The sequence below is a fragment of the Nocardia sp. NPDC058658 genome (assembly GCF_042716665.1).
Classification (GTDB): domain Bacteria; phylum Actinomycetota; class Actinomycetes; order Mycobacteriales; family Mycobacteriaceae; genus Nocardia.
Genome location: NZ_JBHXRR010000022.1, coordinates 106,422 through 119,611, shown reverse-complemented (window position 1 = coordinate 119,611; position 13,190 = coordinate 106,422). Strand labels below are relative to the sequence as shown.

At 66.6% G+C, this 13,190-nt stretch carries 12 protein-coding genes and 3 tRNA genes; 6 read left to right on the top strand and 9 right to left on the bottom strand.

Going from position 1 to position 13,190, the window contains the following annotated elements:
- Window positions 1–162: 162 nt before the first annotated feature.
- The 5 genes from rsgA to ACFWUP_RS25240 all read right to left on the bottom strand — a co-directional run bounded on the left by rsgA (window position 163) and on the right by ACFWUP_RS25240 (window position 5,326).
- Window positions 163–1,182 carry a ribosome small subunit-dependent GTPase A gene (rsgA, locus tag ACFWUP_RS25260; RefSeq protein ID WP_379238300.1) on the bottom strand — a complete coding sequence of 340 codons (1,020 nt, stop codon included), beginning with the start codon at window positions 1,180–1,182 and terminating at the stop codon, window positions 163–165.
- A gap of 359 nt (window positions 1,183–1,541) precedes the next feature.
- The gene (locus ACFWUP_RS25255; protein ID WP_379238312.1) at window positions 1,542–2,450 is read right to left on the bottom strand and encodes a glycosyltransferase; all 909 of its coding nucleotides are present in this window, start codon (window positions 2,448–2,450) and stop codon (window positions 1,542–1,544) included.
- A 439-nt stretch (window positions 2,451–2,889) separates the two neighbouring features.
- Window positions 2,890–3,732 carry an ABC transporter ATP-binding protein gene (locus tag ACFWUP_RS25250; RefSeq protein ID WP_379238298.1) on the bottom strand — a complete coding sequence of 281 codons (843 nt, stop codon included), beginning with the start codon at window positions 3,730–3,732 and terminating at the stop codon, window positions 2,890–2,892.
- A 12-nt stretch (window positions 3,733–3,744) separates the two neighbouring features.
- On the bottom strand, window positions 3,745–4,572 hold the full coding sequence (locus ACFWUP_RS25245) for an ABC transporter permease (protein WP_379238310.1): 828 nt from the start codon (window positions 4,570–4,572) through the stop codon (window positions 3,745–3,747).
- Window positions 4,573–4,762: 190 nt separating this feature from the next.
- Entirely contained in the window at window positions 4,763–5,326 is a 564-nt protein-coding gene (locus ACFWUP_RS25240) for a bacterial proteasome activator family protein (protein WP_379238296.1), read from the bottom strand.
- 86 nt (window positions 5,327–5,412) lie between these two features.
- Between ACFWUP_RS25240 and ACFWUP_RS25235 the strand changes: the two genes are divergently transcribed.
- Window positions 5,413–6,615 (top strand): cysteine desulfurase-like protein, encoded by a 1,203-nt coding sequence (locus ACFWUP_RS25235; protein ID WP_379238294.1) that lies wholly within the window; start codon window positions 5,413–5,415, stop codon window positions 6,613–6,615.
- Between the two features lie 83 nt (window positions 6,616–6,698).
- Here ACFWUP_RS25235 and ACFWUP_RS25230 read toward each other — a convergent pair whose 3' ends face one another.
- Window positions 6,699–7,682 (bottom strand): NAD(P)H-quinone oxidoreductase, encoded by a 984-nt coding sequence (locus ACFWUP_RS25230; RefSeq protein ID WP_379238292.1) that lies wholly within the window; start codon window positions 7,680–7,682, stop codon window positions 6,699–6,701.
- A 159-nt stretch (window positions 7,683–7,841) separates the two neighbouring features.
- Between ACFWUP_RS25230 and ACFWUP_RS25225 the strand changes: the two genes are divergently transcribed.
- Window positions 7,842–7,926 (top strand) — tRNA-Ser (locus ACFWUP_RS25225).
- A 46-nt stretch (window positions 7,927–7,972) separates the two neighbouring features.
- Complete coding sequence (locus ACFWUP_RS25220; protein ID WP_379238290.1) at window positions 7,973–8,407, top strand: hypothetical protein; 435 nt, start codon at window positions 7,973–7,975, stop codon at window positions 8,405–8,407.
- Window positions 8,408–8,481: 74 nt separating this feature from the next.
- Here ACFWUP_RS25220 and ACFWUP_RS25215 read toward each other — a convergent pair whose 3' ends face one another.
- The 3 genes from ACFWUP_RS25215 to hisC all read right to left on the bottom strand — a co-directional run bounded on the left by ACFWUP_RS25215 (window position 8,482) and on the right by hisC (window position 11,882).
- Window positions 8,482–9,276 carry a DUF2382 domain-containing protein gene (locus ACFWUP_RS25215; protein WP_379238288.1) on the bottom strand — a complete coding sequence of 265 codons (795 nt, stop codon included), beginning with the start codon at window positions 9,274–9,276 and terminating at the stop codon, window positions 8,482–8,484.
- A gap of 158 nt (window positions 9,277–9,434) precedes the next feature.
- Complete coding sequence (locus ACFWUP_RS25210; protein WP_379238308.1) at window positions 9,435–10,517, bottom strand: nitric oxide synthase oxygenase; 1,083 nt, start codon at window positions 10,515–10,517, stop codon at window positions 9,435–9,437.
- A 288-nt stretch (window positions 10,518–10,805) separates the two neighbouring features.
- Complete coding sequence (gene hisC, locus ACFWUP_RS25205; RefSeq protein WP_379238286.1) at window positions 10,806–11,882, bottom strand: histidinol-phosphate transaminase; 1,077 nt, start codon at window positions 11,880–11,882, stop codon at window positions 10,806–10,808.
- A gap of 158 nt (window positions 11,883–12,040) precedes the next feature.
- Between hisC and ACFWUP_RS25200 the strand changes: the two genes are divergently transcribed.
- The 3 genes from ACFWUP_RS25200 (at window position 12,041) to ACFWUP_RS25190 (ending at window position 13,053) form a co-directional block, all read left to right on the top strand.
- Window positions 12,041–12,757, top strand: a complete 717-nt coding sequence (locus tag ACFWUP_RS25200; RefSeq protein WP_379238284.1) for a dienelactone hydrolase family protein — start codon at window positions 12,041–12,043, stop codon at window positions 12,755–12,757.
- A 93-nt stretch (window positions 12,758–12,850) separates the two neighbouring features.
- A tRNA-Ser gene (locus ACFWUP_RS25195) sits at window positions 12,851–12,940 on the top strand.
- A 40-nt stretch (window positions 12,941–12,980) separates the two neighbouring features.
- Window positions 12,981–13,053: transfer RNA gene (locus tag ACFWUP_RS25190), tRNA-Arg, on the top strand.
- The last annotated feature ends 137 nt before the right edge of the window (window positions 13,054–13,190 follow it).

Below are 13,190 nucleotides of genomic sequence, written 5' to 3'. Positions count from 1 at the left end.
AGATTCGTTCTGTCGCAAGAAGAATCATCGATCAAGGGCTTCTTTCGTGATCAAGTGGGGTTCTGAATGGCCCGCCCACCCGGTTAAAAACCAAGCTCATGCAGGTGCCCTCTCGGGCGATGCTTGCGTGATTACATGGTGATCAAATGCCCAAGTCGCCGGTCAGCGGCGACCTCGTTCGCGGTGTTGCTTGGTGATGTCGCGCCAGGCGCGTTCGCGTTCGGCGGCAAGGCGTTTGTCGGTGCGGGCGGCCATCCATTCGTTCTCCCTGGCCAGCTTGCGGTAGCTGGTCAGTCGGCGTTCGGTGATCTCGCCGTCGGCGAGGGCGGCCTGGACCGCGCAGCCGGGTTCGGATTCGTGGGCGCAGTCGGCGAAACGGCAATCAGCGGCGAAGGATTCGATGTCGCTGAAGGTTTTGCCGATGCCGTCGGCGGCGTCGTAGAGGCCGATGCCGCGCAGGCCGGGGGTATCGGTGAGGGTGCCACCGCCCGGGAGTGGGCGCAGCTCGCGGTGCACGGTGGTGTGGCGGCCTTTGCCGTCGACCGCGCGAACCGCGTTCGTGGCGAACACTTCCGCACCGAGCAGCGCGTTGGCGAGCGTGGACTTGCCCGCACCCGACGGTCCGATCAACGCGACGGTCCCGCTGAGCACCGCGGTGAGCACATCGAGTCCGACCGCAGTAGCGGCACTGACCGCCACCACCGTCGCCCCCGGCGCCACCGCACGCACTTCATCGAGCGGAAGATAGTCCGCCGCATCGGCTTTGGTGAGCACCACAACCGGCTGCGCGTTACTTTCCCACGCCAGCGCGAGCATCCGTTCGATCCGCCCCAGGTCGACATCACCATCGGCGGCCGAACAGATCAGCACGGTATCCACATTGGCAGCCAGCACCTGCGCCACCGACCGCCCCGACACCGACGACCGCATGATCGCCGACCGTCGCGGAAGTAGTTGCCGCACAGCACCTTCGGCATCGAGCCCCACCCAATCGCCGGTACACAGCCCGGTGATGTCGCGCGGGCAAGAGGCTCTGGCCGGTCCACGCGGTGTCACCACATCGCATTCACTGCGATCCATCCGCACGATGCGAGCAGGCACGAGATCGCCGACCAGCGGCAGATATTCAGAAGCTACGGCTTCGGTCCAGCCGTAAGGGACAAGCAGGTCGTAGTCGACCATTGTAAGAAATCCTTCGTCGGATGCCGAACCCGACGAACGGGTTCAGCGAGTATAGGTGATGTCCGGAGCGGCCAGGGCAGGCGCGCAATCGCGCCGGCCGGGCACGGCAATCCACACGTGCGTACTCACGGACATCCACCTCCTCTCCAACGTTCGAGACCCGATTCTGCCGGACCACGACAGGACCCGGCAACCTATTTTCGCCGACTGCGGCACGAAGACCTCGGTGGACTGGGATGGGCGCCCAGTTGCCGAGGGGGAGAAAGCCCTGCGAGATGCGCAAGGCGGTGCTGTGGGCGGCGGCCACGCTCGGGGAGTCGAGCGGTCCGTCGACGGCAGTCACATCCGAGCGTTGCGGACTAGTCGGGCTTGCCGAAGTGTTCGTTGCGGCCGAGGGAGCGCAGTCGGAACCATTCCTTGAGGCCGGCCGGGTCGCGACGGGTCACCAGGAAGAACCAGGAGAAGCGAATCCACTCCTGCGGCAACAGCTTGCGCATCCCGGGCTGTGACATCAGGTAGCCGCGGTTACGGTAGGTGAAGTAGCGCTTCACCGGGTCGTCCGGGTACTGGGTGTGCATGCGCCCGCCCAGGATCGGCTTGAATTCCTCGGCACCGTTGGGGTGCAGGTAGGCGGTCTGCAGGCAGGTGCCGAACGGCAGCCCGGAGCGGACGAGGCGACGGTGAACCTCCACCTCGTCGCCACGCACGAACAGTCGCAGGTCGGGCACGCCGATCAGATCCACGGCCTTCGCCGAGATCAGCGCGCCGTTGAACAGCGACGCGATACCGGGCAGGAAGTCCTCGTCGCCGAGCTCCGAGCGCAGCCGCCGCCACACCACGCCACGGCGCAGCGGGAACGCGAGACGATCGGGTTCGTCGATATCGCAGACCACCGGCGATACCTCGACGAGGTTGTGCCTGCGCGCGCAATCGATCAGTGTCGCAAGCACTTCGGGCCCGTCGGGGCGGCCGTCGTCATCGGCGAGCCACACCCAATCCGCACCCTGGGTCAGCGCGTGCAGCATGCCCAGCGCGAAACCGCCCGCACCACCGAGGTTGTGGCGCGACCCCAGGTAGGTCGCCTCGATCGGCTGCTGGGCGACCAGCTCGGCTACGGCGTCCTCGTTGGCGTTGTCGACGACGATCAGGTGATCGACCGGACGCGACTGCGAGGCAAGCACTTTCAGCGACTCGGCGAGCAGTTCACGCCGCTTGTGCGTGACGACCACCGCGATGATCCGCGCATTCGGCCCGGTCTCGGTGGAGATGTCGGCAGGTTCGGCGCCGGCGGGCAGTTCCGCGTCATCGGGCAGCACAACTGCTTCCGCGGGCGCGGCATCGTCGGACACAGCTGTCTCGCCAGGCGTGGTCGTCTTGCTGGGCACAGCTGTCTCGTCGGGCACAGCCGTCTCGGACGCGTTGGCGGCGTCGCCACGGGACGCAGCTTTGTCGGAGCCGGACGGCGTCGCGACCTCGCTCGGCAGTACGGCGGCGGGCTCGACGCGGGCGGGACTGGCGGCTTCGAGCCGATCGGTCATGCTGAACCCGCTGGGCACCGCAGCCGGGGCGACCTGGTCACCCACTTCCGGGCGGCCTTCGCGATTGTCCGCTGCCGCCTCCGGCCGTTGACCGCTCATGCTGTGACACCGCGCATGCTCGGACGGCCTACGTGGTTACGCTGCGCTGCCGCCTCCGGCCGTTGACCGCTCATGCGTTGTTCTGCTCCAGCTTCTTCTCACCCGTCGCGCCCGCAGCGCCCTCGGTTTCCAGATCGCGCAGCACCTGTGCCACGTGATTACCCGCCTCGGGCCCTTCATACGCTCGCACAACGTCTTCGATTCCGCCTTGTTCGCGGATCTGACCGTGGTCGATCCACATCGCGGTGTCGCAGAGCTGGGCGAGGAATTCGTTGGAGTGGCTGGCGAACACCAGGATGCCCGAGCGCGCCACCAGCGACTGCAGCCGTGTGCGCGCCTTCTTCATGAACTCCGCGTCGACCGCGCCGATGCCTTCGTCGAGCAGCAGGATCTCGGGGTCGATCGAGGTGACCACGCCCATCGCCAGCCGCACCCGCATACCGGTGGAGTAGGTGCGCAGCGGCATCGACAGGTATTCGCCGAGTTCGGTGAAGTCGGCGATCTCGTCGATCTTGGCCATCATCTGCTTGCGGGTCTGGCCGAGGAACAGGCCGCGGATGATGATGTTCTCGTAGCCGGAGATCTCCGGGTCCATGCCGACGCCGAGGTCGAAAACGGGGGCGACGCGGCCACGGATGCGCGCACTGCCGCGTGAGGGTTCGTAGATGCCCGAGAGCAGGCGCAGCAGCGTGGACTTACCGGCGCCGTTGTGGCCGACCAGGCCCACCCGGTCGCCTTCTTTCAAAGACAGGTTGATGTCACGCAGCGCTTCGACCACCACCACATCGGAGCTGTTGCGCCCGATCGCGCCGCCCGCCTTGCCGAGGAACGCCTTCTTCAGCGACCGCGATTTGGCGTCGAAGATGGGGAACTCGACCCACGCATCCTGGGTTTCGATACTCACACGGCTCATCGAGAACTGCTCCTAAACCCAGTACGGGACGCGGGCACGGTACTGCTTGAGCGCCAGGATGGCCACGGCCCAACCGACCACGGTGATCGCCACGACGACGGCCCAGTGATGCCACTCCGATGGCTCGCCGAGCAGGGGAGCGCGCACGATTTCGAGGTAGTGATAGGTGGGGATGATCTCGAGCAGCTTGGCCCGGTCGCCCGCGCCGCCGACCGAGTTCTCCAGTGCCTTCGTCGACCACATCACCGGGGTCAGCACGAACAGCATCAGCGTCATCGAGCCGAGGATCGGGGCGATGTCGCGGTAGCGGGTGGAGAAGATGCCGAAAACGATCGTCACCCACATGGCGTTGAGGAACAGCAGCAGAATCGCGGGTATCACCAGCAGGATCGAGAAGTTCAGATCACGCCAGATCGAGAAGCCGACCACCAGCACGGCGTAGATCGCCGCATTGTGGATGAAGAACAGGAACTGCCGCCAGACCAGGCGATATACGTGCACGCTCAAGGCCGAGGGCAACTGTTTGATCAGTCCCTCGTTGGCGATGAACACATCCGAGCCTTCGAGAATCGAGGCGCTGATGACGTTCCACACGATCAAACCGACGGTCACATACGGCAGGTACTCACTGATCGGCTGATCCAGCAGCGTCGAATACAGCAACCCCATCGCCAGCGCCTGCAACCCGGTCGCGATGGTGATCCAGAACGGACCCAACACCGACCGGCGATACCGCTGCTTGATGTCCTGCCAACCCAGCGACAACCACAGCTCACGCTGGTGCAGCCCGTCACGCATGTCCTTGAACGCCCGCCCGAACGTCTGCGAATCCGACACCATCGGCGTCTTCACCAGCAGGGGTGCATCGGTGGTGTCCTCGGCCTCGGCGGCTTCGGCCAGTTCGGCGTCGGTGGGAGTGTCTTCGGATTGCACGGGGCTCTCTTCAGTACGCGCGTCACTCAGTTCAGAGTCGGGACGGGCGGCAGCGCTGGGCACGGTCCCCGACCTTACAGGGTTGTCCTCGGACCACTCAGAGATACTGCCCGCCGCCCACGTGCCCACCGGCCTTGGTCTCGGCGGCGTGCATCCCCGGCGGCAGCGCACCCTGACGCATCTGCTCGAGCTGGGCCCGCGCGGCCATCTGCTGGGCGAACAGCGCGGTCTGGATCCCGTGGAACAGGCCCTCCAACCAGCCGACGAGCTGGGCCTGGGCGATGCGCAGTTCCGCGTCCGACGGCACCGAATCGTCGGTGAACGGCAGGGTCAGGCGTTCGAGTTCCTCGCGCAGCTCCGGCGCCAACCCCTGTTCGAGCTCACGGACCGAGGACTTGTGGATCTCCTTGAGGCGCGATCGGCTGGCGTCGTCAAGGGGAGCGGCGCGCACCTCTTCGAGGAGCTGCTTGATCATCGTGCCGATGCGCATCACCTTGGCGGGCTGCTCGACCATGTCGCTCAGTGACTCGCCTGACTCGCTCGCCGGCTTCTCGTCGTCCGGCACGACCTGTGCGGTCACGGTGTCGGCGGGCACGGTCAGTGGACGGCCGTCGGGACCGATCACGACGATGGATTCGGGGACATCCTCCGAGTGCGTCATGTCCCCATCATTGCGTGTGTGCCGGGTTCGCGCTAAAACCCCCACGCGGTTACACCGGGACGCCCGCTGCCCTTAAAGTGGCCACCATGACTTATGACGTCGCGAGGGTTCGGGGCCTGATACCGTCCCTGGGCGACGGCTGGATCCATCTGGACCCGCAGGCGGGGATGCTGGTTCCCGATTCGGTATCGCGTGCCGTCTCAACGGGTTTCCGCACCTCCTCGTTCTCCCATATCGGCCGCCACGGTGCGGCATCGCGCAGCGGCGCGATCCTCGACGCCGCACGGGAAGCGGTCGCCGATCTGGTCGGCGGAGATCCGGCCGGCGTCGTCCTCGGACCCGATCGTGCGGTCCTGCTGGCCTGGCTGGCCGAATCCCTGAGTTCGCGCCTTGGCCTCGGTACCGGCATCGTGCTCTCGCGCCTGGACGATGAGGCGAACGTCGCCCCGTGGCTGCGCATCGCCAACCGCTACGGCGCGCACGTGCGCTGGGCCGAGGTGGAGATCGAGACCTGCGAGATGCCGTCGTGGCAGTTCGAGGAGTTGATCGGACCCACCGCGCGCCTGGTCGCGCTCACCGCCGCGTCCCCGATCGTCGGCTCGGCGCCGGGTGTTCGAGTGGCGGCCGATCGGGTACACGACGTGGGCGGATTGCTGGTGGCCGACGCGTTCGGCGCGGCACCGTACGCCCTGATCGACATCGACGAACTCAACGCCGACGTGGTCGCCCTGAGCGCACCGTCGTGGGGTGGCCCGCAGGTGGGCGCGCTCGTCTTCCGCGACCCCGCGTTCCTCGACCGCATCCCCTCGATGTCGCTGAATCCCTATGCCAAGGGCGCTGAACGCCTCGAAGTCGGCGGCCATCAGTACGCGCTGCTGGCCGGGCTCACCGAGTCCATCGAATTCCTCGCAGGCCTCGACGAACGTGCCACCGGCACCCGCCGCGAACGCCTCGAGATGTCGATCACCTCGCTGCAGGACTACCACGACCAGCTCTTCGACCATCTGATGCAGGTGCTGGAGAAGGTCGAGAACCTCACGGTGATCGGCCGCGCCTCCACCCGCATTCCCACGGTCAGTTTCACGATGGCCGGGATGCAGGCGGAGAAGGTGGCGGCGAAACTGGCCGATGCCAGAATCGGCACGGTCAGCGGGGTCCATGGCGGGAGTCGACTACTCGACGCGCTCGGTGTGAACGACGAGGGCGGGGCCGTGACGATCGGGTTGGCGCCGTATACGACGCGCTACGAGATCGACCAGCTGGGGCGGGCGCTCAGTTCGATGGAGTAACCACGCTGAGCGCCCACTCTTCGGCGAAACGGTCGAAATTTCTACCATCGCGGCGAATAGTGTGCGCTCAGCGCGGTCGCCGGTCAGTCCTGGACCTTCAAGATCACCTTTCCGAACGTCCCCGACTCATCGAGCAGCTCGTGCGCCCGCGCCGCCTCGGTGATCGGCAACTCCGCGGAGATCACCGGCACGATCTCGCCCGCGGCCACCCGCGGCCACAGGTTCGTACGGACCGCCGCGATGATCTCGGCCTTGCTCCCCGGCCCCACCCGCGGCCGACTCCGCACATTCGTAGCCTGAACCGTGCCCCATTTACGCAGCAGCGCAGCGATATTCAACGTCCCACTGACACCGCCCTGCATCCCGATCACCACCAGTCGCCCATAGGGTGCGAGCGCCTCCACATTCCGTTCCAGGTACTTCGCGCCCATGTTGTCGAGAATCACGTCGGCCCCACCCTGGTCCGCGAGCACCGCGACGAAGTCCTCGGTGCGGTAGTTGATCAGGATCTCGGCCCCCAGCTCCGCGCACTTGGCCAGCTTCTCGGCCGACCCCGCCGTCACCGCCACCCGCGCCCCGAGCACACGCGCCACCTGAATCGCGTGCGTCCCGATCCCGCCGCCGCCACCGTGGATCAGCACCAGCTGCCCCGACCGCAAACCCGCCGTCAGCACCAGGTTCGACCACACCGTCGCCGCCACCTCCGGCAACCCCGCCGCGGCCACCGCGTCCATCCCGTCCGGAATCGGCAACAACTGCGTCGCGGGCACCGCCACGAACTGCGCGTACCCGCCCCCGGCCAGCAGCGCGCACACCCGATCCCCGACCTGCCAGTCCGTCACCCCCGCCCCCAGCTTCACGATCTTCCCCGAACACTCCAACCCGAGAATCGAACTCGCATCGGCAGGCGGGGGATAAAACCCCATCCGCTGCATCACATCAGCCCGATTGACCCCCGCCGCAATGACTTCCACGAGTACCTCGCCGGGCCCCGGCTCCGGATCGACCGCCACGGTCCACTCCATGACCTCCGGCCCACCGAACCCGTTCAGCGCAATCGCATCCATGGAAGTAATCCTGCACCCGCACGCCGATCCGCCGACAGAACCGGCTGCCGGTGTCGCCGAAGGTTTCGCCGAGCCGCAGCCCACGGCCGGGCACGACCCGAGGGCTGGTCAGAATCCAGGAGAGACGCGGCACCGGCATCGGCTACCATCTCCTCCTAGGGAGACGTGGCAGAGCGGCCGAATGCACTCGCCTTGAAAGCGAGCATGGGTAAAACCATCGGGGGTTCAAATCCCTCCGTCTCCGCAAAGGCCGGGCTCAGGGTCCGGCCGACAGCTCGAGGGGAAATCTCATGACCGGTGTCGTACCCGGGCCCGCCGTTCCGGCACAGCAACAATTCCGTGCGGTGCCGGGGGAGACCGGCATCGTCGTCCACACGTGGAAGCTGCCGATCGCCTTCGGTATCGGCACGAAGATCACGGTCAACGGCTATCCGATCCCCGATACCAAGTGGGGTGCCAACTTTGTGCCGGGGCCACCCGGTGTGCACACGGTGGCGGTCGACGCGACGCAGTGGGGAATGGCCTACGGCGGCAACTTCGCTCGGGTCGAGGTGTTCCCGGGGCACACCACCGAGGTGCACTACACCGCACCCGCGCAGATCTACATGAAGGGTGCGGTGTCCGCCGAGCGACAGAGCGCTCCCGGGCTGGTGTACACCTATCTCGCGCTGGCGTTCGTCGTCCTCATGCTGGTGGGGTTCGTGGCCTTGATGGTCGCCGTCTGATCGGCACGGACCTCCAGCCGCCCACCGGTTGGTGGGCGGCTGGAGCCGACTGATCTGACGCTGCTCCGTGGGGGTTACGGCGCCTTCGGTCGTCGGTCGTCGACTCCCTCGGTGTCGATGCGTTCCTTGCGGACGGTGTCGGAGACGGTCTTCTCGTCGGCGACCTCGTCGACCGCCAGGCGCACCCGCTCCACCGGGACAGCTTCCTTCTGGACGTGTACCTGGTCGGCGTGCAGGGTGACCTCGCGTTCGTCCTCGCCGATGGTGGTGCGGCCGGTGCGGTCGCCGGTGATCGGCTCGCGTTCGATGTGCACCTCTTCGTGCGTCACCGGCACCTTGATGGTCTGTTCCTCGGTGACCACGTACTTGCGCAGCCGTGCGGTGCCGACCTCGGTGTTCTCGGTGTCGACGCGCAGCTGCTCCTCCGAGCGGACCATCGAGTCGTCGGTGCGGCCGGGTTGCGCGTGCTTGCCCTGTGCCGGGTTGCCGTGGGTCATCGGGCTGTCGCCGCCGGGGCGAATCTGCTGGCGGCCGTAGGTGTTCCAGCCCGCGGACCGCGGATCGACGTGGTAGTGCTTGAACAGTTCCTGCTCGGACTGGGCGCTGATCCGGCCACCGTTGTCGAGGTGCGGCGCCGACTTCACCTGTTCCTTGTCGACGTGCAGGCGCAGCGTGTCATCGTCGGCCCGGTGGTCGGCGCCGGCCAGCGGTACCAGCGAGTCGCCGCTGAACAGTCCGGTCGAGACGGCGGCCCAGGTCGGCGAACCGGTGTTGTTGTCGATGTAGATCTGCTTGACCTTGCCGATCTTGTCGCCGTGCTCGTCGAAAGCGGTGGCGCCGATCAGCGATTCCAGAGTTGCCTTGCTCATGATGATTCCCTCCTACCTGGTGCGGAATCCGATCGCGGACATGTGGCGTCCACTCCTCGGCTCCGCTGGTTATTGGGTGATCAGTCGGTCCGTAGCTCTCGTTCGGCTACATGACAGCAAATACCCGGTCGATCCGAGGCCAAACAGCCTGTCGTAGATCAGTCTCGCCGGACGAAATTAGGTCGGATGTCCAGGTCGGGGGCGTCGTAGTAGCGGTGAAAGGTGGGTGTGAGGCCCGAGGAGATGGGCGGATTCACCCAGCTCCAGTCGGTCGGGCAGGTGCGCCCGGCGGCTTCCTCGCGCTGCACGTGATCGCAGAACTGCTTCGCGACGGTGTGGTGGTCGACCATGTGCACACCGGACGCCCGAAAACTGTGCAGGACAGCATGATTGAGCTCTATCAGCGCCTTGTCCCGCCACAGCGTCCGCACCGATGACGTATCGAGTCCCATCATGTCGGCGATCAGCGGCAGCATGTTGTAGCGGTCGGTGTCGCTGAGGTTGCGCGCGCCGATCTCGGTGCCGACGTACCAGCCGTTGAACGGAGCGAAAGGATAGCTAACTCCGCCCACGTCCAGATCCATGTTCGAAACGGCGGGCAGCGCATGCCATTTCAGGCCCAGCCCGGCGAACCACGGGTAGTCGGGGTGGATCAGATCGACCTCGCGGACCAGCTCGCGCGGTACGTCGAAATACCGCACGTCCTCGGTGGGCGTCTTGATCAGCACCGGCAGCACGTCGAACGGGGTACGCGCCCCATTCCAGCCCAGCGCGAGCGCCTGGTCGGTGGCCGCGATATTGGCCGGGTCGCCGGTAACGGTGCCGTCGCCGTTGCGGTAGCCCGCGTAGCGAATCAGCTGCGAGCTCTCGATCCGGAACTCCGCACCGCCTGGTTCGCGCGGCGGGCCGACCGTGATCATCGACTGGATCGCGCCGCCGTTGGTGGCCAGGCGCAAATGCTGCCAGCACACCTCGGCGAGTTCCCGCGCGGAAGTAACTCGGCGGGCGTCGAGGAGCTTCAGCGAACGCCAATGTTTGCGGCCGACGCAGCGAGCATGGTTACGCCAGGCCAGTTTCGCCCCGATCAAGATCTCTTCGGCGGTCTGGTGGTAGGTGCCGGTGTCGCGTAATTCGGCGAGTGCTCCGAGGCGGCGCTGGGTGGGTAGGTGCCCGAGTTCGGGGTAGCGGAAGAACTCGTCGCAGTCGCGTAACCGGCGATCCAGATCGGCCTTGGTTTCCACCAAAGCAGCTGTGGGGGTTGGCTTTTCGCAGACGGCGGGGCGAGATCCTTCGTTCACGGTACATCTCCGCTCGGGCAGCAGGGTGCGAGGCCGTGCGGGCGTAGGCCTTCGATGCGGGAAGGTTGCCCGCCGAGAGCACACTCACTCGACCGGTGGCGCGCGCCGACCGGGCAACCGGTCGACGTGAATCAGCTTCGAGTCAGCCTACGACCGGTGTGCTGGCAGTGTGCTCGAATTCGCGGTAATCCCATCGCAACCCACGTCAAGGGCGGCTGACACTGTGCCGAGCTAACGGAACCGGGCCGCAGTTTCGGGCGCCGTGGCGAAGGCGAGGAACTGCTCGTTCTCGTGCGGGTCGCCGACCGTCACCCGCACACCGTCACCGGCGAACGGCCGAACCAGCACGCCCGCAGCGGCACTCGCCTCGGCGAAGGCGACACTGCGCTCGCCCAGCGGCAACCACAGGAAATTGGCCTCGCTCGGCGGCACGTCATAGCCCGCGGCCAGCAGTGCGTCGCGCAGCCGATTCCGTTGCGCCACCAGCACATCGGTGCGATCGAGGAGTTCGCCGCGCGCCTGCAGCGAGGCGATGGCCGCGGCTTGGGCGACCCGGTTCACGCTGAACGGGATGTGCACCTTCAGCAGCGCGGTGACCACCTCGGGATCGCCCACCGCGTAGCCGACGCGCAGACCGGCCAAGCCGTAGGCCTTCGAGAAGGTGCGCAGCACAACCACATTCGGCCTCGTCCGCCCGATCTCGACACCGTCGGGGCGGGTCTCGGGGGTCAGCCGCAGGTACTCGTAGTAGGCCTCGTCGAGCACGACCAGAACATGCGCGGGCACCCGATCCAGGAACCTTTCCAGCTCGACGCGACCGTGTGCGGTGCCGGTGGGGTTGTTCGGATTGCAGACGAAGATCAGCTTCGTGCGCTCGGTGACCGCGTCGGCCATCGCGTCCAGATCGTGCAGGTAGCCCTCGGCCAGCGGCACGGTCACCGCGGTCGCGTTGCCGACCTGGGTGACGATCGGGTACGCCTCGAACGAGCGCCACGCGAACACCACCTCGTCGGTGGGTGCGTCGCAGGTGATCTGCACGAGTTCCTGGCACAGCGCCACACTGCCGCAGCCGACCGCCACATTCGCGACGGTGACCCCGAGGAACTCGGCCAGCGCCGTGCGCAGCTCGGTGACCTGGTTGTCCGGGTAGCGGTTGGCCTGCTCGGCCGACTCCGCGATCGCCTTCGCCGCGCTCGGCAACGGGCCGAAGGTGGTCTCGTTGGACGCGAGCTTCACCGCACCCGGGTGGTTGCGGCCAGGAACGTAGGCCGGGATGGTGGCGAGGTCGGGGCGGATATGCGCGGTCACGCCCCCACCCTACGACGATCGGCCGTTGTGACATGCGGCGTGAGCGGCCGGAGGCGGTAGCGAAGCGTAACCACGCAGGCCGCCCGCGCACGCCGGATGGGACACAGCGCGGGCCGCTAGACCTACCCAAGTTCAGTTCTGCCGCCTACGCTGGGTTTATGCCGGGCACTTACGATGATGTAGCCCCCTTACGTTCGGCCGATGCCGAAACGGTCACTCTCGTGCGACGCACCGCCGTGCCCATCACGGTGGTCGAGCCCGACCGGGTGGCCCGCGGCGGCATCGTCGTCCTGCACGAATCCCGTGACTTCCCACCCCAGCTGCTGGATCTGATGCGGGCGCTGTCGTTGGAGGGCTGGATCGTCATCGCCCCGCACCTGTTCGACCGCATCACCGACCCACAGGTACACGAGGTGTTCGGCGAGGAACTCTTCGACGACTTCGACGCCGGTTTCGACTGGCTCACCGCTCGCGGCGTCTTCCCCGACACGATCGGCGTCCTCGGCTTCGACAGCGCGGGCACCGCCGCCTTCCTCGTCGCCGCCACCCGCCCGATCGGCGCCGCGGTGAGCGTGTCCGCCCCCGGCATCACCGAACCGCTCCCCGACCAGCCCGCGGCCTTGGTCGACGTCGCCGCCGACCTCCAAGCCCCCTGGCTCGGCCTCTTCGGCGCCGACGATCCCGCCACGCCCCCCGAGGCGATCGAGCGCCTGCGCGAAGCCACCGCGAAGGCCGATGTGGCCAGTCTCACCATCACCTATCCCGGCCTGAGCTACCGCGCCGACCGCCCCGACCCCGACGACGACGCGGCAGCCGCCGTTCGCATCGACTTCCAGACCCGCGTCTACGACTGGTTCGACAGCAATTTACGCTGATTGACCAGGCGTTTTGGACTACTACCCACGCTCGTGTAATCTTCATTCCCGGCGGTTCGACAAGGACCGGTGCCCTCGAAAGAGAAGGCTCCAGGAGGCGTGCCAGAGCGGCCGAATGGGACTCACTGCTAATGAGTTGTCCCTTCACGGGGACCGGAGGTTCAAATCCTCTCGCCTCCGCCACACCCAGCTCGCTGGGTAACAACTGAAGATGCACCACCATGCGCCCGTAGCTCAACGGATAGAGCACTTGACTACGGATCAAGAGGTTAGGGGTTCGAATCCCTTCGGGCGCACAAAGAAGCGGGTCCCACCCTTTTGTGGGGGCCGCGTGTGATTAGCGTGGGTTTTGGGATGGGGAGGCTTTGATTGCGCCGGTTGCCGGGGGGGGATACTGGGAGACCGAGTTGTTGTCCCGAGGTGGGGGGGGCGC